20 protein-coding genes are annotated in these 20824 nt (G+C 65.1%); 13 read left to right on the top strand and 7 right to left on the bottom strand.

All coding sequences use genetic code 11. The annotated features are described in order from the left end of the window. Positions 1-30: 30 nt before the first annotated feature. From CK486_RS12450 to rlmF, 4 genes are all read left to right on the top strand, one after another. Positions 31-2862, top strand: coding sequence for a valine--tRNA ligase (locus CK486_RS12450; protein ID WP_095940621.1), 2832 nt, complete (start codon positions 31-33; stop codon positions 2860-2862). Positions 2863-2986: 124 nt separating this feature from the next. Beyond that, complete coding sequence (nhaD, locus tag CK486_RS12445; RefSeq protein WP_095940620.1) at positions 2987-4339, top strand: sodium:proton antiporter NhaD; 1353 nt, start codon at positions 2987-2989, stop codon at positions 4337-4339. Positions 4340-4349: 10 nt separating this feature from the next. After that, the gene (locus tag CK486_RS12440) at positions 4350-4643 is read left to right on the top strand and encodes a helix-turn-helix domain-containing protein (protein WP_095940619.1); all 294 of its coding nucleotides are present in this window, start codon (positions 4350-4352) and stop codon (positions 4641-4643) included. Positions 4644-4709: 66 nt separating this feature from the next. Continuing rightward, a complete protein-coding gene (gene rlmF / locus CK486_RS12435) occupies positions 4710-5714 on the top strand; it encodes a 23S rRNA (adenine(1618)-N(6))-methyltransferase RlmF (RefSeq protein ID WP_095940618.1) in 1005 nt (334 codons plus the stop codon). On the opposite strand, the gene CK486_RS12430 is transcribed toward rlmF, so the two are convergent. Next, entirely contained in the window at positions 5693-6142 is a 450-nt protein-coding gene (locus CK486_RS12430; RefSeq protein ID WP_095940617.1) for a PACE efflux transporter, read from the bottom strand. The two genes, rlmF and CK486_RS12430, sit on opposite strands and share 22 nt — an antisense overlap. Before the next feature lie 89 nt (positions 6143-6231). Here CK486_RS12430 and CK486_RS12425 point away from each other — a divergent pair, with 89 nt between their 5' ends. Genes CK486_RS12425 through tsaA form a run of 5 tightly spaced genes read left to right on the top strand, consistent with a single transcriptional unit; the run spans position 6232 to position 10911 of the window. Continuing rightward, positions 6232-7125 (top strand): LysR family transcriptional regulator, encoded by an 894-nt coding sequence (locus CK486_RS12425; protein WP_095940616.1) that lies wholly within the window; start codon positions 6232-6234, stop codon positions 7123-7125. 50 nt (positions 7126-7175) lie between these two features. Beyond that, positions 7176-8528, top strand: coding sequence for a TAXI family TRAP transporter solute-binding subunit (locus tag CK486_RS12420; RefSeq protein WP_095940615.1), 1353 nt, complete (start codon positions 7176-7178; stop codon positions 8526-8528). Further along, a complete protein-coding gene (gene metC, locus CK486_RS12415; protein ID WP_095940614.1) occupies positions 8521-9702 on the top strand; it encodes a cystathionine beta-lyase in 1182 nt (393 codons plus the stop codon). The genes CK486_RS12420 and metC overlap by 8 nt, the downstream gene beginning before the upstream one ends. A 36-nt stretch (positions 9703-9738) precedes the next feature. Beyond that, a complete protein-coding gene (locus CK486_RS12410) occupies positions 9739-10161 on the top strand; it encodes a VOC family protein (RefSeq protein WP_095940613.1) in 423 nt (140 codons plus the stop codon). A gap of 57 nt (positions 10162-10218) precedes the next feature. Next, positions 10219-10911 carry a tRNA (N6-threonylcarbamoyladenosine(37)-N6)-methyltransferase TrmO gene (gene tsaA, locus CK486_RS12405; protein ID WP_095940612.1) on the top strand — a complete coding sequence of 231 codons (693 nt, stop codon included), beginning with the start codon at positions 10219-10221 and terminating at the stop codon, positions 10909-10911. Between the two features lie 74 nt (positions 10912-10985). Here the strand turns inward: tsaA and fpr are convergent, their stop codons facing one another. Continuing rightward, on the bottom strand, positions 10986-11765 hold the full coding sequence (gene fpr / locus CK486_RS12400) for a ferredoxin-NADP reductase (protein ID WP_095940611.1): 780 nt from the start codon (positions 11763-11765) through the stop codon (positions 10986-10988). Positions 11766-11955: 190 nt separating this feature from the next. On the opposite strand from fpr, the gene CK486_RS12395 reads away from it, so the two are divergent. Next, complete coding sequence (locus CK486_RS12395) at positions 11956-12882, top strand: LysR family transcriptional regulator (RefSeq protein ID WP_095940610.1); 927 nt, start codon at positions 11956-11958, stop codon at positions 12880-12882. Position 12883: 1 nt separating this feature from the next. On the opposite strand, the gene CK486_RS12390 is transcribed toward CK486_RS12395, so the two are convergent. After that, positions 12884-13249 (bottom strand): diacylglycerol kinase, encoded by a 366-nt coding sequence (locus CK486_RS12390; protein WP_095940609.1) that lies wholly within the window; start codon positions 13247-13249, stop codon positions 12884-12886. Between the two features lie 57 nt (positions 13250-13306). Continuing rightward, positions 13307-13984: a response regulator transcription factor ErdR gene (erdR, locus tag CK486_RS12385; protein WP_095940608.1), complete on the bottom strand. Its 678-nt coding sequence runs from the start codon at positions 13982-13984 to the stop codon at positions 13307-13309. A 221-nt stretch (positions 13985-14205) separates the two neighbouring features. Between erdR and CK486_RS12380 the strand changes: the two genes are divergently transcribed. Further along, the gene (locus tag CK486_RS12380; RefSeq protein WP_095940607.1) at positions 14206-15090 is read left to right on the top strand and encodes a DMT family transporter; all 885 of its coding nucleotides are present in this window, start codon (positions 14206-14208) and stop codon (positions 15088-15090) included. Here CK486_RS12380 and CK486_RS12375 read toward each other — a convergent pair. Next, positions 15084-15842: a tRNA-uridine aminocarboxypropyltransferase gene (locus CK486_RS12375; RefSeq protein WP_095940606.1), complete on the bottom strand. Its 759-nt coding sequence runs from the start codon at positions 15840-15842 to the stop codon at positions 15084-15086. The genes CK486_RS12380 and CK486_RS12375 overlap by 7 nt on opposite strands. Before the next feature lie 165 nt (positions 15843-16007). Here CK486_RS12375 and CK486_RS12370 point away from each other — a divergent pair, with 165 nt between their 5' ends. Then, complete coding sequence (locus CK486_RS12370; protein WP_095940605.1) at positions 16008-16424, top strand: quorum-sensing-regulated virulence factor family protein; 417 nt, start codon at positions 16008-16010, stop codon at positions 16422-16424. A gap of 115 nt (positions 16425-16539) precedes the next feature. Here the strand turns inward: CK486_RS12370 and CK486_RS12365 are convergent, their stop codons facing one another. Together CK486_RS12365 and CK486_RS12360 are read right to left on the bottom strand one after the other, a co-directional pair. Further along, the gene (locus CK486_RS12365) at positions 16540-16737 is read right to left on the bottom strand and encodes a hypothetical protein (RefSeq protein WP_095940604.1); all 198 of its coding nucleotides are present in this window, start codon (positions 16735-16737) and stop codon (positions 16540-16542) included. A 50-nt stretch (positions 16738-16787) separates the two neighbouring features. Then, the gene (locus tag CK486_RS12360) at positions 16788-19193 is read right to left on the bottom strand and encodes a xylulose 5-phosphate 3-epimerase (RefSeq protein WP_095940603.1); all 2406 of its coding nucleotides are present in this window, start codon (positions 19191-19193) and stop codon (positions 16788-16790) included. Between the two features lie 127 nt (positions 19194-19320). On the opposite strand from CK486_RS12360, the gene CK486_RS12355 reads away from it, so the two are divergent. Beyond that, complete coding sequence (locus tag CK486_RS12355; RefSeq protein WP_095940602.1) at positions 19321-20724, top strand: MBL fold metallo-hydrolase RNA specificity domain-containing protein; 1404 nt, start codon at positions 19321-19323, stop codon at positions 20722-20724. Positions 20725-20824 lie beyond the last annotated feature (100 nt).

The following is a 20824-nucleotide window of genomic DNA, read 5'->3' as shown; positions in this document are numbered from 1 at the left end:
GATCAGTTGCCAATACGGTCCCGCCGACTCATGGACAAGACCTACCAGCCCCACGCCATCGAAACCGCCCTATACCAGAACTGGGAAGCGAACAACTACTTCGCCCCGCAAGGTTCCGGCGAGCCCTACACCATCATGATCCCGCCGCCGAATGTCACCGGCAGTCTGCACATGGGCCACGGCTTCAACAACTCGATCATGGACTGCCTGGTCCGCTTCCGCCGCATGCAGGGCCGCAACACCCTGTGGCAGCCGGGCACCGACCACGCGGGCATCGCCACCCAGATGGTGGTCGAGCGCCAGCTGGCCGCCGAGGGCATCGGCCGTCACGACCTGGGCCGCGAGAAGTTCCTGGAGAAGGTCTGGGAATGGAAGGAGCAGTCCGGTGGCACCATCACCCGGCAGATCCGTCGCCTGGGCAGCTCGGTGGACTGGTCTCGCGAGCGCTTCACCATGGACGAAGGCCTGTCCGAGGCCGTTAAAGAAGCCTTCGTGCGCCTGCACCAGGACGGTCTGATCTACCGCGGCAAGCGCCTGGTCAACTGGGACACCAAGTTCCACACCGCCATCTCCGACCTCGAAGTGGAAAACCACGACGAGAAAGGCTCGCTGTGGAACCTGCGCTACCCGCTGGCCGACGGCAAGAAGACCGCCGAGGGCCTGGACTACCTGATCGTCGCCACCACCCGCCCGGAAACCATGCTCGGCGACTCCGCCGTGGCCGTGCACCCGGAAGACGAGCGCTACAAGGCGCTGATCGGCAGCTACATCGAGCTGCCGCTGGTGGGCCGCCGTATCCCGATCATCGCCGACGACTACTGCGACCCCGAGTTCGGCACCGGCTGCGTGAAGATCACCCCGGCCCACGACTTCAACGACTATGAAGTCGGAAAGCGCCACAACCTGCCGCTGATCAACATCTTCGACAAGGACGCCAAGGTTCTCGCCAAGGCCCAGGTGTTCAACATCGACGGCAGCGTCAATGCCGAGATCGACGGCAGCCTGCCGGCCGAATACGCCGGCCTCGACCGCTTCGTCGCGCGCAAGCAGATCGTTGCCGCCTTCGAGGCCGCCGGCCTGCTGGAGAAGATCGAAGACCACGCCCTGAAAGTGCCGAAGGGCGACCGCTCCGGCACCGTCATCGAGCCGTGGCTGACCGACCAGTGGTACGTCTCCACCAAGCCGCTGGCCGAAAAGGCCATCGCCGTGGTCGAGAGCGGCGAGATCCAGTTCGTGCCCAAGCAGTACGAGAACATGTACTTCAGCTGGATGCGCGACATCCAGGACTGGTGCATCAGCCGTCAGCTGTGGTGGGGCCACCGCATCCCGGCCTGGTACGACGAGGCCGGCAACGTCTATGTCGGCCGTGACGAGGCGGAAGTGCGCGCCCAGCACAACCTGGGTGACATCGCCCTGCGCCAGGACGAAGACGTGCTGGACACCTGGTTCAGCTCCGGCCTGTGGACCTTCTCCACCCTCGGCTGGCCGCAGCAGACCGACTTCCTCAAGACCTTCCACCCCACGGATGTTCTTGTAACGGGCTTCGATATCATCTTCTTCTGGGTCGCCCGGATGATCATGCTGTCCACCCACCTGACCGGGCAGATCCCGTTCAAGACCGTCTACGTGCACGGCCTGGTGCGCGACGGCCAGGGCCAGAAGATGTCCAAGTCCAAGGGCAACGTGCTCGACCCGCTGGACATCGTCGATGGCATCGACCTCGAAGCTCTGGTGGCCAAGCGCACCAGCGGCATGATGCAGCCCAAGCTGGCCGAGAAGATCGCCAAGCAGACCCGCGCCGAGTTCCCGGAAGGCATCGCCGCCTACGGCACTGACGCCCTGCGCTTCACCAACCTGGCGCTGGCCTCCACCGGCCGCGACATCAAGTTCGACATGGGTCGCGTCGAGGGCTACCGCAACTTCTGCAACAAGCTGTGGAACGCCGCCAACTTCGTCATCGAGAACACCGATAACCAGGACACCGGCATCAATGGCGAAGCCGTGGACCTGTCGCCGGTCGACCGCTGGATCATCTCCGCCCTGCAGCGCTGCGAGCAGGACGTGACCCGCCACCTCGACGCCTTCCGCTTCGACATGGCCGCCCAGGCCCTCTACGAGTTCATCTGGGACGAGTACTGCGCCTGGTACCTGGAGCTGGTCAAGCCGGTGCTGTGGGACGAAAACGCACCGATCGAGCGCCAGCGCGGCACCCGCCGCACCCTGGTGCGCGTGCTGGAAGTGATCCTGCGTCTGGCCCACCCGTTCATGCCCTTCATCACCGAAGAAATCTGGCAGCGCATCAAGGCCCAGGCCGGCAAGGACGGCGCCACCATCATGCTGCAGGCCTGGCCGGTGGCCAACGAAAGCCGCATCGACGCTAGCGCCGAAGGCGATATCGAGTGGGTCAAGCAGCTGATGCTGGGTGTGCGGCAGATCCGTGGCGAGATGAAGATCTCCATGGCCAAGCGCATCGACATCATCGTGCAGAACGCCGCGGCCTCCGACCTGCGCCGCCTGGCCGACTTCGAGCCGCTACTGAACAAGCTGGCCAAGCTGGAATCGGTACGCGTGCTGGCGGCTGGCGAAGAGGCACCGATGTCCGCCACCGCCCTGGTCGGCGAGATGCAGGTACTGGTGCCCATGGCCGGCCTGATCGACAAGGACGCCGAACTGGCGCGTCTGGACAAGGAAATCCAGCGCCTGCAGGGCGAAGTGCAGCGCGTCGGCGGCAAGCTCGCCAACGAAGGCTTCGTCGCCAAGGCGCCGGCCGAGGTACTCGACAAGGAGCGCGCCAAGCTGGCCGAAGCCGAACAGGCGCTGGCCAAGCTGGTCGAGCAGCGCGGCAAGATCGCCGCACTGTGATGCGAAAAAGCCCGCCCATCGTCAGATCGGCGGGCTTTTTCTTGCCAGGCATCAAGGCAGCCATCGCATGGCGTGCTAAAAAAGCCTCGCCGCCCCCATAACAAAAACGCGAAAGGATGCCCCCATGTATGTCCTCATGGCCCTGTTGTTCGTCGCCGGCTATCTGTGCATCGCCTTCGAACACCCACTGAAGATCGACAAGGCCGCCTCGGCCCTGCTCACCGCCGTGCTGTGCTGGACGGTGCTGGCTCTGGGCGCCGACACCCTGCTGCCTGCCCTGGCCCAGAGCGAACACGGCCCTGCCGGGGAGCTGCGCCATCATCTGGGTGAAATCGCCGAGATTCTGTTCTTCCTGCTGGGCGCCATGACCATCGTCGAGCTGGTCGACGCCCACGAAGGCTTCAAGGTGATCACCGACCGCATCCGCACCCACAAGCGGGTCACCCTGCTGTGGCTGATCGGCTTCATCACCTTCTTCCTGTCTGCGGTGCTGGATAACCTGACCACCACCATCGTGATGATCTCGCTGCTGCGCAAGCTGATCGGCAACCAGCGCGAGCGCTGGTTCTATGCCGGCATGGTGGTGATCGCCGCCAACGCCGGCGGCGCCTGGTCCCCCATCGGCGACGTGACCACCACCATGCTGTGGATCGGCCACCAGATCAGCGCCACCGGCATCATCGGCGCGCTGTTCCTACCCAGCCTGGTCTGTCTGCTGGTACCGCTGCTGGCGCTGAGCCTGACCATGCGCGGCGAGTTCGAGCGCCCCGAGGAGCTGCAGAGCGAGGCCGAACGCCGCGACCCGACCACGCCCTTTGAACGCAACCTGGTGTTCGCTCTGGGCCTCGGTGCGCTGCTGTTCGTCCCGGTGTTCAAGAGCATCACCCACCTGCCGCCGTACATGGGCATTCTCTTCGGTCTGGGCGTGCTCTGGGTGGTCACCGAGTGGCTGCACCGCAGCAAGAACGAGGAAGACAAACACCCGCTCTCGGTGGTGGGCGTGCTGCGCAGGATCGACACCCCCAGCGTGCTGTTCTTCCTCGGCATCCTGCTGGCCGTCTCCAGCCTGGCCACTGCCGGCCACCTGACTCAGGTCGCCAGCGCGCTCAAGGAAAGCCTCGGCAACGTGTACACCATCAATATCGCCATCGGCCTGTTGTCCTCGGTGGTGGACAACGTTCCGCTGGTAGCCGGCGCCATGAAGATGTACCCGCTGGTCACTCCCGAGGCGCTGGCCGGCGCCGGCGATCAGGCCGGCTGGCTGAGCCACTTCGTCGCCGATGGCGTGTTCTGGGAGCTGCTGGCCTTCTGCGCCGGCACGGGCGGCAGCTGCCTGATCATCGGCTCGGCCGCCGGGGTGGCGGCCATGGGTATGGAGAAGATCGACTTCCTCTGGTACCTAAAGAAGATCAGCCTGCTGGCCCTGCTCGGCTATCTGGCCGGCGCCGCCACCTATATCGCCCTGGCCCAGCTGTAAGGAGTCGCCCATGGAGATCAGCAAAACCCGCTCCAGCTTCTACCGCCGCCTCTATGTGGCCTGGCTGATCGACAGCGGCCAGGCCACCAGCGTGCCGGCCCTGATGGCCATCACCGGCATGCCACGACGCACCGCCCAGGACACCCTCGCCGCGCTGGAGGAGCTGGATATCGACTGCCAGTTCGCCCAGACCGAAGGCGAGCGCAATAACGCCGGCCACTACGAAATCCGCAGCTGGGGCCCCATCGACAAAGCCTGGATCGCTGCCAACCTGCCGCGCCTGCGGCAGGCTCTGGGTTACTGAGCCAGCCCTGACGCCCGCCGGTGACTGTGGGACAATGCGCCCCGTCACCTGCCAGGCTGTGCCCCGATGTCCAGACCGCCCCAACGCCCCGCATCCGCGGCGCCGCGCAAACCCAAGAGCCACGCTGCAACCCCGCCTCAGGCCAAGGGTCAGCTGCACCCGCGCAACCGGCATCAGGGGCGCTATGACTTTCCGGCGCTGATCAAGGCCTGCCCGGCGCTGGCCGAATTCGTCATCCTCAACCCCTATGGCAAACAGAGCATCGACTTTGCCAACCCGGACGCTGTGCGGGTGTTCAACCGCGCCCTGCTGGCGCAGCTCTACGGCATCCGCCACTGGGACATCCCCGCGGGCTACCTGTGCCCGCCGGTGCCGGGGCGCGCCGACTACCTGCACGGCCTGGCCGACCTGCTGGCCGCCGACAACGCAGGTGTCATTCCCCGCGGCGCGGCGGTGCGCGCGCTGGATATCGGCACCGGCGCCAACTGCATCTACCCGCTGCTGGGCCAGGCCGACTATGGCTGGCAGTTCCTCGGCGCCGACATCGACCCGCAGGCGCTGGCTTCGGCACGCGAAATCGTCCGCGCCAACGGTCTGCAGGCGCGCATCGAGCTGCGCCAGCAGACCAACCCCGAGCAGATCTTCGCCGGCCTGCTGCAGACCGGGGAGCGCTTTACCCTGACCCTGTGCAATCCGCCCTTTCACAGCTCCGCGCAGGAAGCCGCCAGCGGCAGCCGGCGCAAATGGAAGAACCTCGGCAAGCTGGACCCCAGCCGCAAGCTGCCGACGCTGAATTTCGGCGGGCAGAGCAACGAGCTGTGGTGCCCGGGCGGCGAGCTGGCCTTCGTCCAGCGCATGGTGCGCGAGAGTCGCGCGGTGGCCGGTCAGGTGCTGTGGTTCAGCTGCCTGATTTCCAAGGCCGGCAACCTGGCGCCGGTACAGGCCGCGCTGCGCAGTGTCGGCGCGGTCGAGCAGCAGATCGGCGAAATGAGCCAGGGCCAGAAGCAGAGCCGCTTCATCGCCTGGACCTTCCATGAGCCGGCCGAGCGTCAGGCCTGGCTGGCTAGCTGAGTCTTAGCCCCGAGGGTGGCAGCCGGCGGGCCGAACAGCAGGTCGAAGCCCCACTGGAAAACGAAGGCATACACCAGAAAGAACAGCATCAGGCTGAAGTCCGCCAGCAGCGCCTGCCACCAGTCGATCGCCAGTCCATAGGCAATCAGCGGCACGGTGAACAACAGCAGGCCGACCTCAAACCCCAGCGCATGCAGAACACGCCGACCCAGCGTGCGCCGGGGCTGACGCTGGCGGGCCTCCCAGGCCTCAAACAGGCTGTTGAACACCATGTTCCACAGCACCGCCGTGAGCGACACTGCCACCGCAACCAGCGTCGAAAGCGCCAGCCCCGAGCCGAAGACCCAGGCCGCCGCAGGCACGACAAATACCAGCGCCAGCAGCTCATAGCTGATTGCCTGCACGATCTTGCGTTTCCTGCCCTGCATTGTGATGGCCTCTTCGGACTTGCTACCGAGCACACTCTATTTCTAAATTACTGAAACACTTAGTCAGATCCTTTCAGAGTTACTGACAGATGAGCCTGAACAAAGACGCGGTGCAGGTGTTCCTTGCAGTCCTCGACAAGGGCTCGTTTTCCGCGGCCGCGCGCAGCCTGGGGCGGGTGCCCTCGGCGGTGAGCATGTGCATTGCCAACCTGGAGGCCGACCTGAACCTGCTGCTGTTCGACCGCAGCGGGCGCGAACCCCGGCCCACGGCAGCGGCGCAAGCGCTGGAAACCAAGGCGCGCTTTCTGCTGCAACAGTTCGAGTCCCTGGAAACCCAGGCCCTTGCGCTGTCGCAGGGCCTGGAGTCGCGCCTGAGCCTGGCCATTGCTCCCGAACTGCTGGCGTCCCCCTGGGCAATTCCGCTGAGCCGTGTGGCCGAGCGTTATCCGGCCCTGGATGTGGAAGTGCTGGCCGCCCCCGAAGCCGATGCCATCAATCTGTTGCATGAAGGGCGGGTGCAGCTGGCACTGGTGTTCGAAAGCACCCAGTTCGACAGCCGCGAATGCTGCCAGGAAATGACCCGCGAAACCCTGATCACGGTGATTGCCCCGACCCATCCGGCACTGGCCAGTGGCCGCCCGCTGCGCATGGAGGAACTGGCCGAGCACCGGCAGATTCTGGTGGCCGGGCGCGACAACCAGGAACGTACACCGCGTTTTCTGCAGGCCCACCAGCACTGGCGCACCGACAGCCACACAGCCGCCCTGAGCCTGATCCAGGCTGGCCTTGGCTGGGGCTTTCTGCCCCTGTCACTGGTGCGTCCGCAACTGCAGGCCGGCACGCTGATACAACTGCACCTGGATAACATCAGCAACAGCGGCACGCTCTGGGTTGATCTGGTCTGGTCGCGCCGGCGACCACTGGGTCTGGCCGCCCAGTACTTCATCGCGCTGATCCGCCAAAAGCCGGCAGTACCGATCTGAAGCGCCGGCCATCTATGCTTGCAAACACCACCACCCGACCGGAGCCTTCCATGCGCCGCTTCCTGCAAGACCTGGGCATCATGCTGCGCGCCAACCTCTGGCTGGTACCCGTGCTGGTCGCGCTGGTGGGCGCGGTGTTCCTGCTGGTCGCCCCGCCACCACCCATGCACGCCACCCTGGCCACCGGTTTTGCCGGCGGCGGCTATGCCGCCTTCGGCGAGAAGCTGCAGCGCGAACTGGCCAAACAGGGCTTCGACTTGCAGCTGGTTACCAGCGATGGCTCGTTCGACAACCTCAACCGCCTGCTGGATGACACCAGTGGCGTGAATCTGGCGCTGGTGCAGAGCGGCATCGAGCAGAGCCTGCCGGCCGAGCAACAGGCCCGCCTGTACAGTCTGGGGGCGGTCTACCAGGAGCCGCTGTGGCTGTTCCACCGCCGCGCGGTCAAGCTCGAACGCATGGCCGATCTGCAGACGCTGCGCCTGGCCCTGGGCGCCGACGGCAGCGCCACCCAGGCGCTGACCCGCGCCATCCTGCAGGCCAACCAGATCGAACCGGGTGATTACCCCAGCCAGTGGCAGGCCGTGGGCGGCACCCCGGCGGTGGAGGCACTGCTCAAGGGTGAACTGGACGCCGCCTTCTTCATCGGCCCGGCCGAGAATGTGCTGATCCAGCGCCTGGCTGCAGCCGAGGACATCAGCCTGGTGCACTTCGGCCGTGCGGCGGCCTACCAGGCTCGTCTGCCCTACCTGCGTCAGGTCGAGGTCGGCGAAGGCCTGCTCAATCTGGCCACCGACAGCCCGGAACGCGACCTCACCCTGCTCGCCCCCAGCGCGACCCTGCTGGTCAACGACGACTTTCACCCGGCACTGTCGGCACTGATCCTCGATGCCGCCCGCCAGGTCATGGCCCAGGGCACCCTGCTGGACAAGCCCGGCCAGTTCCCCAGCGCCAAGCCGGTCACCCTGCCGCTGCTGGGCGAAGCTCGCTATTACCACGACAAGGGCCTGCCGCTGCTGCAGCGCTACCTGCCATTTCGCATCGCCTCGCTGGCCGACCGCTACATCATCCTGCTGATCCCTCTGCTGGTGCTGCTCATCCCGCTGTTCAAGGCCGTCGGCCCGCTGTACCGCTGGCGTATCCGGGCGCGCATCTACCGTTGGTACAAGTACCTGCGCGAGGTCGAACAGAAGCTCGACAGCGGCACGCCACCGACCAGTCTGCATGCCGAACTCAGCCAGCTGGAGCAACTGGAAGACCAGTTGGCCAAGGTCGAAGTGCCGCTGTCCTATTCCAGCGAGCTGTACGACCTGCACCTGCACCTCGATTACCTGATCCGCCGCCTGCGCAGCCTGCAACAGCGCCAGCAGGCCGCCTCCGCCAGTGACCATGCCCATGACTGATCAGCAGCACCCCGACACCCTCCTTGCCCATGAAGGACGACCTGCCGCCAGCGCCGGCGCACCGGTCAACCCGCCACTGGTGCGGGCCTCGACCCTACTGTTTGCCAATGTTGCCGAGATGCAGGCCAGCCACGGCAGCCGCCACTCCTACGGCCGCCACAGCAACCCGCCGGGTCTGGCACTGGAACAGGCCCTGTGCAGCCTGGAGGGCGCGGCCGGCTGCCGCCTCACGCCCTCCGGCCTGTCGGCCATCACCACGACCCTGCTGGCCCTGCTGCGCCCGGGCGATCATCTGCTGATGACCGACTCGGCCTACGAGCCGACCCGCAGTTTCTGCCACGGTCTGCTGGCGCAACTGGGTATAAGCACCACCTTCTACGACCCGCTGCTCGGCACCGCCATCGAGACGCTGGTGCAGCCCAATACCCGTCTGATCTTCGCCGAATCGCCCGGCTCGCTGACCTTCGAGGTTCAGGACATTCCGGCCCTGAGCGCCGTAGCCAGACGCCATGGTCTTTATCTGGTGGCCGACAACACCTGGGCCACGCCGCTGGGCTGGCGGCCGTTCGAGCTGGGCATCGACGTGTCCATCCATGCCGCCACCAAGTACATCGTCGGCCACTCCGACGTGATGCTCGGCGCCATTCTCTGCAACGAGCGCACGCGCCCGGCCATCGAGCGCTGCTGGCGCGGCCTCGGTCTGGCGGTGAGCAGCGATGATGCCTACCTCGGCCTGCGCGGCCTGCGCTCCCTCGGCGTACGCCTCAGCCAGCATGCCCAAAGCGCCCTGCAGATTGCCCAGTGGCTGAGCGTCCAGCCGCAGGTCGCGCAGGTGCTCTACCCGCCACTGCCCTGCAGCCCCGGCCACGAGCTGTGGCAACGTGACTACGACACCTCGCGCGCCTGTGGCCTGCTTGGCGTACTGCTCCCCGAAGGCTGCAGCGAAGCGGCTATGTACCGGGTCGTCGATGCCTGCCGCCTCTTTGGCCGAGGCTACAGCTGGGGCGGCTTCGAAAGCCTGATTATCCCGGTCAGCCCCGCCGCCCAGCGCAGCGTCACGGCATCACGCTGGCAGGGCCGCCACCTGCTGCGTCTGCATGTGGGTCTGGAAGATCCGCGCGACCTGATGGCCGACCTGCAGCAGGCGCTGGCTCAGTTGAAGGATGCTCCTTAGACTGCCGACGCGGATCAACAATCAGGGACAAGAGCCATGCAACCCAAGGAATGGAACCGGCTGGTGCCGGAGCTGACCGTCGCCAGCTACGCCAGGGCCAAAGACTTCTACACCGGCATACTGGGCTTTGCCCTGTGCTTCGAGCGGCCAGAAGAGTTCTTTGGCTACTTCGACCTGCATGGCGCGCAGATAATGCTGCTGCAAGAAGAGGCCGATGCGCTGAATCGCCGGGGCGAGCCTGGCCCCTGCGGCAAGGGACTGCACCTGCAGATAGAGGTGGACGATCTGCAGACCATGCTGAGTCGCCTGGAAAACGCCGGAGTTGCGCTGGCCCGTGGCGTGGAGGAAGCCTGGTACCGGGTCGACAACCAGCTCCACGGCCATCGGGAAATCTTTGTCCATGACCTGGATGGCTATCTCCTGCGCTTCACCGAACACTTCGCCGTACGCCCGGCCTGAACGCCGGCAATCGCCACAATCGGTTAGCATGGCGGGGTTTCCCAATGAGCCTCCGCCATGCAGTACAGCGTCAGCCCCGTCGGTATCATCCACTCCTGCTTCAAGGAGAAGTTCGCCATCCCGCGCCAGCCTCAGCTGGCACCGGCGGCGCGCGGGGTACTGGAGCTGCTGCCACCGTTCAACGACCCGGCGGCCGTGGCCGGGCTGGAACAGGTCAGTCATGTCTGGCTGCTGTTTCTCTTCCATCAGGCGCTGGAGGACAAGCCACGGCTCAAGGTGCGCCCGCCCCGGCTGGGCGGCAATGCCTCGATAGGCGTGTTCGCCAGTCGGGCCACCCACAGGCCCAACGGCATCGGCCAATCGGTGGTCAAACTCGAAGGCATCGAGCCGGGGCGACTACTGCTCTCAGGCATCGACCTGCTCGACGGCACCCCGGTGCTGGATATCAAACCCTACGTACCCTATGCCGACAGCCTGCCCCTCGCGCGCAATGCCATTGCCGAGGCGCCTCCCGCTGCCATCGCCGTGCACTGGAGCCCTGATGCCCGCCTGCAGGCCGAGGACCATGCTCGGCGCCTGGGTGAGCCGCTGGTCGAGCTGATCGAGCAGTGCCTGGCTCAGGACCCGCGCCCGGCCTACCAGCAGCCGACGCCCGAGCGCCGCTACGGCGTGCGTTTCTGGGACGTGCAAGTACGCTGGCATTACCCGGTTGCCGGGGAAATCTGCGTGCTGGAAGTGGCGCCGACCTGAAGCTTTTTCGGGACGTTACAGGCACAAAAAAGCCCGGTCAGGCCGGGCTTTTTGCTGTCACCTGATGCGCCTGATTACTTCTCGACGAAGGCGCGCTCGATCAGGTAGTCACCCGGCTCGCCGATGCGCGGGGAGATCTTCAGACCGAAGCTGTCCAGCACTTCGCTGGTTTCATCCAGCATGGCCGGGCTGCCGCAGATCATGGCGCGGTCGTCCTGCGGGTTGATCGGCGGCAGGCCGATGTCGGCAAACAGCTTACCGCTGCGCATCAGGTCGGTCAGACGACCCTGATTCTCGAACGGCTCGCGGGTTACGGTCGGGTAGTAGATCAGCTTGTCACGCACGGCATCACCAAAGAACTCGTTCTTCGGCAGGTGCTCGGTGATGAACTGGTGGTAGGCCACTTCGTTCACGTAACGCACGCCATGCACCAGAATCACCTTTTCGAAGCGCTCGTACACTTCCGGGTCCTGGATCACGCTCATGAAGGGCGCCAGACCAGTGCCGGTGGAGAGCAGGTAGAGGTGCTTGCCCGGCAGCAGGTCGCCCAGCACCAGAGTGCCGGTGGGCTTCTTGCTGATCATGATCTCGTCGCCTTCCTTGAGGTGCTGCAGCTGCGAGGTCAGCGGACCATCGGGCACCTTGATGCTGAAGAACTCGAGGTTTTCCTCGTAGTTCGGGCTGGCGATGGAATAGGCGCGCATCAGCGGACGGCCGTTGGGCTGCTGCAGGCCGATCATGACGAACTGGCCGTTCTCGAAGCGCAGACCCGGGTCGCGGGTGCATTTGAAGCTGAACAGGGTGTCGTTCCAGTGGTGCACGCTCAGTACACGCTCGACGTTCAGGTTGCTCATCAATCACTCCAGAGATGCAGATACGCCCGGCCGGGCGCGATAGCCATAGATTACGCAGGGGCTTATCATCTGAGAAATTGATTATTCTGATATTTGTTATCTCAATATCAGATAAGCAGCGCTTTGCCGGCATAAGCTTAATCACTCTGACCGCCCATACCAGTGACCGAAGGTCGCACCGGAGTCCGCCATGAAGCTCACCCTGCGCCAACTGCAGGTGTTCGCCGAAGTTGCCCGCCACGACAGCGTGTCGCGCGCAGCGGAAAGCCTCGCCCTGTCGCAATCGGCCACCAGCACCGCGCTGGCCGAACTGGAGCGCCAGTTCGACTGCCAGCTGTTTGATCGCCAGGGCAAGCGCCTGGCCCTCAATGCCCTCGGCCGGCAGTTGCTGCCCCGCGCCGTCGGCCTGCTCGACCAGACCCGCGAGATCGAACAGCTGTTGTCCGGTGGCCATGGCTTCGGCTCACTGCAGGTCGGCGCCACCCTGACGGTGGGCAACTACCTGGCCACCCTGCTGATCGGCCATTTCATGCAGCGCCACCCCGAGTGCAAGGTCGGCCTGCAGGTGCACAACACCGCCCACGTGGTGCAGCAGGTGGCCAACTATGAGCTGGACCTGGGCCTGATCGAAGGTGACTGCCAGCATGCGGATCTGGAAGTACAGCCCTGGGTGGCCGACGAGTTGGTGGTGTTTGCCGCCCCGCAGCACCCGCTGGCCGGCAGGCGCGAAGTGAGCCTGGAAGAGCTGAGCCGCGAGGCGTGGATTCTGCGCGAGCGCGGCTCCGGCACGCGCCTGGCCTTCGACCAGGCCATGCGCCATCACCCGGCACCGCTGAATATCCGTCTGGAGCTGGAGCACACCGAAGCGATCAAGCGCGCCGTCGAGTCGGGGCTGGGCATCGGCTGCATTTCCCGCCTGGCCCTGCGCGACGCCTTCCGCCGCGGCAGCCTGGTCCCGCTGGAAACGCCACAGCTGGATCTGGCCCGGCAATTCTGGTTCATCTGGCACAAGCAGAAGTACCAGACCGCGGCGATGCGTGAATTTCTCGAACTGTGCCGCAGCTTTACCGCCGGGGCGACGCGCAGCGATCAGATCAACCTGCCGTCGATCGCCTGATTCAGCCCAGCAGGATGCTGGCCCAGACCACGCCGATCAGGCTGAGGGCCACAAACTGCGCGGCACTGCCCATGTCCTTGGCATTTTTCGACAGCGGGTGCAGGTCCAGCGAGATGCGATCGATAGCCGCTTCCACAGCCGAGTTGAGCAGCTCGACAATCAGCGCCAGCAGGCAGACGGCAATCAGCAACGCCCGCTCGCCACGACTGACATCGAGGAACAGGCTGATGGGAATCAGGATGACGTTGATCAGCACCAGCTGACGGAACGCTGCCTCGCCCTTAAAAGCAGCCTTGAGGCCGGAGAAGGAATAGCCGGTGGCGTTGAGAATGCGTTTGAGGCCGGTCTGGCCTTTGAATGGCGACATGCGGGGAACTCGCTGAAATAAGAAGGCCAGCCTAACGGCTGGCCTGTCAAAAAAGCATCAAGGCGCCTCGGGGGCATGCTCTGACGGCGTTTGCGGAATGCTCTCCAGCTGCTGCAGCAACAGCGCCGCCTGGGTACGGGTGCGCACGTTGAGCTTGCGGAAGATGGCGGTGACGTGAGCCTTGATGGTCGCCTCGGACACGCTCAGCTCATAGGCAATCTGCTTGTTCAGCAGGCCATCGCAGACCATGGTCAGCACGCGGAACTGCTGCGGCGTCAGGCTGGCCAGCCCGGCACTGGCGGCCTTGGCTTCGGCCGACACCTTGGCCGCGGCGGCAGTCTGCGGCGGCCACCAGGCATCGCCGTCGAGCACCGCACGCACAGCCTGCTGAATGGTCTCCAGCGGGCTGGACTTGGGAATGAAGCCGGTGGCGCCGAACTCACGGGCACGCCCGATCACGGCCGGCTCTTCCTGGGCAGAAATCATCACCACCGGAATCTGCGGATACTGCCCGCGCAGCAGCACCAGACCAGAGAAGCCGTAGGCACCGGGCATGTTCAGGTCGAGCAGCACCAGGTCCCAGTCCTGCTTCTCCGCCAGACGGCTTTCCAGTGCGGCAATACTGTCGGCCTCGGCCAGCCGCACGTCCGGGCCCAGCCCCAGGCTCAGGGCCTGCTGCAGGGCGCTGCGAAACAGCGGATGGTCATCGGCGATGAGAATCTCGTAGCTGGCCATGGCGAATCCTTTTGTTTTTGTCGTCGTGACCGGTCATGCCGCGCCACGCACTGAGCTGCCAGTGGTTTTCAGGTGCGCCATTTTGCACAGGAGTGACAGCCAGGCGAAAGCCTTGTGCGGATAAACGACAAGTTCCGCTGCTTTCAGTTAACCCACTGGTCAAGTTCGGACGATTGCGGCACAGTCTGCGGCCTCCCTTTTCGCTGGATTAGAGCCGTACCATGCCACGCCAAGCCCTGCGCGCCGACCTGTTGATGCTCCTGACCGCCATGATCTGGGGCGCCGCCTTCGTCGCCCAGCGCGCCGGTATGGAGGCCATCGGCCCCTTCCTGTTCACCGGCCTGCGTTTCGCCATGGGCGCGCTGGTGCTGCTGCCACTGTTCTTCTGGAAACCGGCCGGGGCCAGGCACGAGCCCTTCAACCGCGGCCTGCTGGCTGGCGGTATTGCCATGGGTCTGGCGCTGACTCTGGGCATCAACCTGCAACAGGTCGGCCTGCTGTTCACCAGCGTGACCAACTCCGGTTTCATCACCGGCCTGTACGTGATCATCGTGCCGCTGCTGGGTCTGGCGCTGGGCCACAAGACCGGCATGGGCACCTGGCTGGGCGCCTCGCTGGCAGTGGTGGGCATGTTCCTGCTCAGCGTTGGCGACAACTTCCAGGTGGCCTCCGGGGACTGGCTGCAGCTGGCCGGCGCCTTCGTCTGGGGTGTGCATGTACTGCTGGTGGGCTTCTTTGCCAGCCGGCATGACGCCATCCGCCTGGCCGTGATCCAGTTCATCACCTGCGCCGTGGTCAGCCTGATCCTCGCCGCCGTGCTCGAGGAAATCCGTTTCGACGCCATACTCCAGGCCGGGCCCGCGCTGCTGTATGGCGGCCTGATCGCCGTGGGCATCGGCTACACCCTGCAAGTGGTGGCCCAGCAGCACGCCATCCCCTCCCACGCGGCAATCATCCTGTCGCTGGAGGCCGTCTTCGCCGCCATAGCAGGCGCTGTGTTCCTCAGCGAGGAACTGGCACTCAAGGGCTATATCGGCTGCGCTCTGATGTTCGCCGGCATGCTGCTGGCACAGCTGTGGCCGCGCAAGGCGGCCGCCGCTCACTGAGCCGGATCGGTCAGCCGCAGAAAGGGTTGCAGGGCCTGGTGCGCCGGGCTCTGCTCATCCACGGCGATATGCCGCTTGGCCGCCAGATAGCGTTCGGCAAATACATCCAGATAGGCATCCAGTGCCGCGGCGGCCTGCTCGTCGCCGGCCAGGCCGAGACAGAGTGCCGCCACCTCTGCGGTACACAGATGGTCATCACGCTTGGAGCGGCGCAGGCGGTAGCGTGACAGCTGCTCGGGCAACAGACTGAGCACCGGGAAACGGTCGAGATAGGGACTCTTGCGGAACATCTTGCGCGCTTCCGGCCAGGTGGCATCCAGCAGGATGAACAGCGGCCGCTTGCCCTCCTGCTCCCGCACCTCGTGCGTCACCCGCTCCGGCTCGACGAACTCACCGGGAAAGACCAGATAAGGCTGATACTGCGGGTCATCGAGCAGGGCCAGCAGGCGCTCATCCACCTCGGTGCGCAACCAGCCATAGGCGAAGGTATCGGCCACCACATCGGCAATCAGCCAGCCGGTATTGCTGGGCTTGAGCGACTCCTGATCATGCATCACCAGACAGACCGCCGAGCGCGCCGGTACCTGCGGGCGCAGGTGGCACAGGCAGTATTCCGGAGCAATGCGGCACTGCTCGCAGCGCTCGGCGCGCCCGCCGCGGGCCAGAAAGGGCTTGCTGGCCCGTGCCAGGCGTTCGGCACGCAGGCGTGCTACCGGGTGAGAGGGCAAAGTGGAGTTGGCGCTATCGCTCATGGGCAGAACACTGGAGAAAAAAGGCGCGCAGTCTATCAGGCCCTCTGCGACCTGCGGGCGCAGGTCGTCCAGCAGACCAGGGGCGGGGCGACGGGTAGAATGGCCACTGAACTGCCGGCACGGATGGCCGGTCCAAGGATTTTCGCCCGAGTGGAGCCTTACCTCATGTTGCGCCTGACAGCCGTTAACCTCACCTGCACCCTGGCCGCCTGCGCATTGGCCGCCACCGCGCAGGCGGCCAGCCTCAAGGATTACGAACTGACCAAGATGCTCGAGAAGGTCGCCCGCGAGAGCAGCATCGGCACGCCGCGCGCCATCAACGAGGACATCCTCGATCAGGGCTACACCGTGGAAGGCAACCAGTTGATCAACCATCTCAGCGTTCGCCCGGAACATGCCGCCAAGATGCGCGGCAACCCGGACAGCATGCGCCAGCAGCTGGGTGCCAGCGTCTGCCGCAATAATGGCTACCGTCAGCTACTGGCCAGTGGCGCCGTGCTGGCCTACAGCTTCAGCGAATACAAGACCAATCGCCCCGTGGCCACCGAGCGCTTCACCCAGAGCGACTGCGGCCTGCAGTAAAGCAACACCCGACAAAAAGCCCGGCCAGGTGCCGGGCTTTTTGCTGCTGGCGCACCCGCCGCGCATTGCGACAGGCTGACCCTGAACCATGTTGCAGGCGTTAAGCGCGTAGGGCTCAGCCCTTGTCTCGCTGCCGGGGTATATCGGCATCGGCATGCAGCTCGGCGAGCAGCGCCTCGACGTAGCGTGAACGGCGCACGCCGCCTTCGAGGCGACGCACACACTCGTCCTCCAGCGAAATGTCGTTGCTGCGTGCCGCCTGCACCAGCAGGCGGTACAGATCGACATCCAGCTCCAGCGTCAGCTTGGGCATATGCACTCTCCAGAATCTTGTTGTTCTTGTTCTGGCGGGGCCCACCTGCCTCAACGCAGGATGCCTGGGTCCCCCAGACCGGCCACCGCAGCAGCCTCGTCTTTGGACAAGAGTGTCACATGATCCGTGGCGAGCAAATCCGCACATGACGAAAGGACATGTGCCCAGCTGCAACCATTGGCGAACAGCATGCCGGCTTCGTTGAGCGTGCCGCCGCGGTTGCGATAACCCAGCACGACGCTCTGTGCCGCCTGAGGGAACAGCGGCCAGAGATGACCACGGGCCACCTCCGGACGCATGTGGGTCAGCCACAGACGCTTGCCGTAGGCGGCCGGGAAGATCGCCTCGCGCAGCGCCTCGCCGGCCACCGCACCAGCCTCCCAGGCATCGCGGGGCGCACGGAAGCGCCCCGGCTCCTGCAGGTAGACCAGACGATAACCAATGCCCGCCGCCGCCAGACGCTCGGCGGCGCGCTGCACCTCGGCCAACTGATAACTGCCGGTGGCAATCAGCAGCAGCGCATCACGACCGGCCTGCTCGGCAAGGACGATGGCGCCGTCGCGGGCCAGTTGCTCGGCCTCTGCCTGACTCAGATGACAGGGGCGCTCACGCTTGGCCGCCACCACGCAGGCCAACTGCCCGCGGCTCTGGTAGATGCCGGGCAGCAGGGCCAGCAGGCTGTTGTAATCCAGCGGGAAGAGCACCCGCACCATGTCGTTCATCTCGCCCAGTAGGGCTTCGCAGAATGTGGTGTCCTGGTGCGACTGCTGGTTCTTGCCGTTCTCCCAGGTGTGCGAGGTCGCCACCAGCGGCCAGCCCAGCCAGCCGGCCGGGCGCCCAGCCTCTTTCTGCAGGCGGGCAAAGATCAGACTCTGGCGCACTGCGCCGAGCATCTTCGGACAGAACGCCTCGTAGCTGGCCACCAGATTGAGCCCGCCCTGATTGGCCAGACAGGCCGAGACCACGGCCTCTTCGTTGAGCGCCGTGATGACCTGACCATCCAGCGCCTCCAGCGGCCCCTCCGGCTGGCTGACACGGTGGCGCAGGGCCTTGAGCACGCCGCCCAGCTTGTTACTGGCCAGCTCGTCGGGGTTGCCGACCCGCGCACGCAGGTGCGGATTGAGCGCCACCAGCTGCGGATAGAAGTCATCCAGCGCCGACATCGGTGATGCCGCGCTGCTGCGGTAGTTCAGCGCCGGCAGCTGGGGCAGCGGCGGACGCCGGGTGGCCAGCGGGTTGTCCCGCTCGGCCGTACGCCCGGCACGGCTGTGGACGAACAGCGCAGCGCTGTCGGCCAGCTCCTGCGACGCCACCCAGAGTTTGCTGGCATGCTGGTTGAACAGCGTGCGCGCCTGCTCATCACACTGCGGATTACCCGGCAGCGGCAGGTTGTGCGCCGCGTTGCTGGCTGCACCATAGAAGCCGAAGCCCTTCTCCGTCTGGGCAATGGCGTAGGGCAGCGGCAACGGATAACCGATCACGCCGTTGGCCAGTTCATGCTTGCGGTGCGCCAGGCGCTGCTCCATCTCCCACAACGTGCAGACAAAGGCGGCCGGGTCGCGGCCATCGAAACGGATCGGGTCGAAACCGCAGCGGCGCAGGTGCTCGCAGAACCCCTCCAGACCAACCGCAGTGCCCAGTTCGGTACGCTGCTCGATGCGCCGGCCATTGGCGATCATCACCGGCAGCGCCGTGCCACAGTCCTCGGCACGCCACCAGCGTGGCATCCAGTCACTGCCGCGCTGCTCCTCGGCGGCGCCGTCGGAAAGGAAGGCCACCAGCGTCTCGCCGGGCAGCGGCATGTGGGTGTACATCAGTTCGGCAAAGCCGAGATAGCCGCCCTCGGCAATACCGCCGGCGGTGTGTGGATTGACGTGACTGCCCAACGGCACCGCCACACTGCCATCGGCAGCCTGCACGTAGCTGTAGAAGTCGGCGACCAGACGGCTCATGCCGGCCTCGCCATCGGCATAGCGCTGCTGTTGCTCGGGGTGCAGGTTGTCGGTGAGCAGGTTGAGACTCTCGATGGCGGCCACGCAGTGGCCCTGTCCCATCAGCCAGGCGCGGGTCTGCCCGGTCAGCGCATTGAGCCCCAGGTAACCGGCGTAGGCCGGCACCATGTTCAGCGCCCCTCCGTTATGGCCTTCAGGCTGTGCCTTGAAGTCGTCGGCGACGAGCGCCTCGCCGTTGCAGCGCACACGCCGGGCATAGGTCATGTGCACCACCAGCCACAGGGCGGCACTGCTCAGGCGGTCAAGAGCAGTGAACAATCGATAGGCGCTGGCCAGATCGGCCTGCAGGCCGGCCTGCACCAACTGGTGAGCCATGCGGTAAACCGCCGCCTGAGTGGCGGGCTCGTGAACGATCACGCCATAACCGGCGCGCCAGCGGGCAAACTCGGGCTCGCTGGCGGCATGAGTGTCCAGCGCGGCGCTATCGGGGAAAATCTGCGTCATTGAGCATCACTCCATGTCAGCTATGGGTGCAGTCTAGGCAGACAGGTGACTTTTCATCCTGACATGTATCAAGGCGAACCTGCCGTTCTGCTGCCAAGCTTGTTTCATCAGTAAACGGAGATCGAACATGGCCCTGCTCACGTTTCTCGGCGCCATCCAGCAAGTGACCGGTTCGTGCTACCTACTCGAATCCCGCGAAGGCAGTCGTGTTCTTCTTGAGTGCGGCATGCGCCAGGGGCGCCGCGAAGAGGAACAGGCCAACGAACAGCCCTTTCCGTTCGATCCTGCCTCGATCAATGCGGTGGTTCTGTCCCACGCCCACCTCGACCACTCCGGGCTCTTGCCACGTTTGGTCGCATCAGGCTTTCGCGGGCCGATCTTTGCCACTTATGCGACCAGCGAGCTGATCGAGCTGATGCTGCTGGACTCGGCTCACATTCAGGAGCACGACGCCGAGTGGGAGAACAAGTGGCGGGTGCGTCTGGGCAAGCCGGAAGTCAAACCGCTGTACAACACGGTGGACACCGAGCGCGCCCTCAAGCGTCGCCAGCCGCTGCCTTATGGCCAGGCCCATGAAGTGGCGCCGGGTATCAGCGTCACCTTCCACAATGCCGGGCACATTCTTGGCTCGGCCATCGTCGAGCTGGAAATACACGACCATCATCTGACCCGGCGTCTGGTGTTCTCCGGCGATCTGGGCAATACCTGTTCGCCGCTGATGGAGGACCCGACCTTCCTCGACCGTGCCGACGTGGTGCTGATGGAGTCGACCTACGGTGACCGCGACCACCGCTGCAGCGAGGAGACCATCGACGAACTGGCCGACATTCTCCAGCAGGCTCATCGCGATGGCGGCAATGTGCTGATTCCTTCCTTCGCCGTGGGCCGCACCCAGGATCTGCTCTATTACCTCGGCCGCTTCTACCACGAGGGGCGCCTACCCCAGCAGGCGGTATTCCTCGACAGCCCCATGGCCATCCGCGCCAACCAGATCTACTCGCGCTTTCACGACCAGTTCGACGAGCACGACCGCGCCCTGATCCAGCAACACGGTGACGGCGACCTGCGCAAATGGCTGCCACCGCTGCGCATCACGGCGTCTCCGGAAGACTCCATGGCCATCAACCGGATCAAGAGCGGCGCCATCATCATTGCCGGCAGCGGCATGTGCACCGGCGGGCGCATCGTCCACCACTTCAAGCACAATCTGTGGCGCAGCGAATGCCATCTGGTGTTCCCCGGTTTCCAGGCAGCCGGTACCCTCGGCCGCAATATCGTCGACGGCGCGCCAACGGTACGCGTGCTGCACCAGCGCATTGCGGTCAAGGCCAAGGTACACACCCTGGGTGGTTTCTCCGCGCACGCCGGGCAATCGCAGTTGATCGACTGGGTCAGCCATTTCGACCATCACCCGGAGCTGTATCTGGTCCACGGCGAACTGGAAAAGATGAAAGTGCTGCAGAGCGAACTGAAACGCAGGCTGAACTGGGACGCCAACATCCCCGAGCCGGGCGAGCAGATCGCTATCTGACGGGCTGATTCATCCGGTTACAGCCGGGTCGGCACTTTTGCCCGGCACGCAGGTCACAAGCAGCCATACTGACTGACAGGAACCGCACGACACTGGCCCT

It is taken from the genome of Pseudomonas sp. HAR-UPW-AIA-41, from assembly GCF_002304225.1.
Lineage (GTDB): Bacteria > Pseudomonadota > Gammaproteobacteria > Pseudomonadales > Pseudomonadaceae > Aquipseudomonas.
Note: the sequence above shows the minus strand (reverse complement) of the source record. Positions and strands in the feature narration are given on the sequence as shown.

Coding starts and splice junctions, on each gene's coding strand:
- CK486_RS12450 (WP_095940621.1), top strand. CDS start 31: ATGGACAAGACCTACCAGCCCCACGCCATCGAAACCGCCCTATACCAG.
- nhaD (WP_095940620.1), top strand. CDS start 2,987: ATGTATGTCCTCATGGCCCTGTTGTTCGTCGCCGGCTATCTGTGCATC.
- CK486_RS12440 (WP_095940619.1), top strand. CDS start 4,350: ATGGAGATCAGCAAAACCCGCTCCAGCTTCTACCGCCGCCTCTATGTG.
- rlmF (WP_095940618.1), top strand. CDS start 4,710: ATGTCCAGACCGCCCCAACGCCCCGCATCCGCGGCGCCGCGCAAACCC.
- CK486_RS12430 (WP_095940617.1), bottom strand. CDS start 6,142: ATGCAGGGCAGGAAACGCAAGATCGTGCAGGCAATCAGCTATGAGCTG.
- CK486_RS12425 (WP_095940616.1), top strand. CDS start 6,232: ATGAGCCTGAACAAAGACGCGGTGCAGGTGTTCCTTGCAGTCCTCGAC.
- CK486_RS12420 (WP_095940615.1), top strand. CDS start 7,176: ATGCGCCGCTTCCTGCAAGACCTGGGCATCATGCTGCGCGCCAACCTC.
- metC (WP_095940614.1), top strand. CDS start 8,521: ATGACTGATCAGCAGCACCCCGACACCCTCCTTGCCCATGAAGGACGA.
- CK486_RS12410 (WP_095940613.1), top strand. CDS start 9,739: ATGCAACCCAAGGAATGGAACCGGCTGGTGCCGGAGCTGACCGTCGCC.
- tsaA (WP_095940612.1), top strand. CDS start 10,219: ATGCAGTACAGCGTCAGCCCCGTCGGTATCATCCACTCCTGCTTCAAG.
- fpr (WP_095940611.1), bottom strand. CDS start 11,765: ATGAGCAACCTGAACGTCGAGCGTGTACTGAGCGTGCACCACTGGAAC.
- CK486_RS12395 (WP_095940610.1), top strand. CDS start 11,956: ATGAAGCTCACCCTGCGCCAACTGCAGGTGTTCGCCGAAGTTGCCCGC.
- CK486_RS12390 (WP_095940609.1), bottom strand. CDS start 13,249: ATGTCGCCATTCAAAGGCCAGACCGGCCTCAAACGCATTCTCAACGCC.
- erdR (WP_095940608.1), bottom strand. CDS start 13,984: ATGGCCAGCTACGAGATTCTCATCGCCGATGACCATCCGCTGTTTCGC.
- CK486_RS12380 (WP_095940607.1), top strand. CDS start 14,206: ATGCCACGCCAAGCCCTGCGCGCCGACCTGTTGATGCTCCTGACCGCC.
- CK486_RS12375 (WP_095940606.1), bottom strand. CDS start 15,842: ATGAGCGATAGCGCCAACTCCACTTTGCCCTCTCACCCGGTAGCACGC.
- CK486_RS12370 (WP_095940605.1), top strand. CDS start 16,008: ATGTTGCGCCTGACAGCCGTTAACCTCACCTGCACCCTGGCCGCCTGC.
- CK486_RS12365 (WP_095940604.1), bottom strand. CDS start 16,737: ATGCCCAAGCTGACGCTGGAGCTGGATGTCGATCTGTACCGCCTGCTG.
- CK486_RS12360 (WP_095940603.1), bottom strand. CDS start 19,193: ATGACGCAGATTTTCCCCGATAGCGCCGCGCTGGACACTCATGCCGCC.
- CK486_RS12355 (WP_095940602.1), top strand. CDS start 19,321: ATGGCCCTGCTCACGTTTCTCGGCGCCATCCAGCAAGTGACCGGTTCG.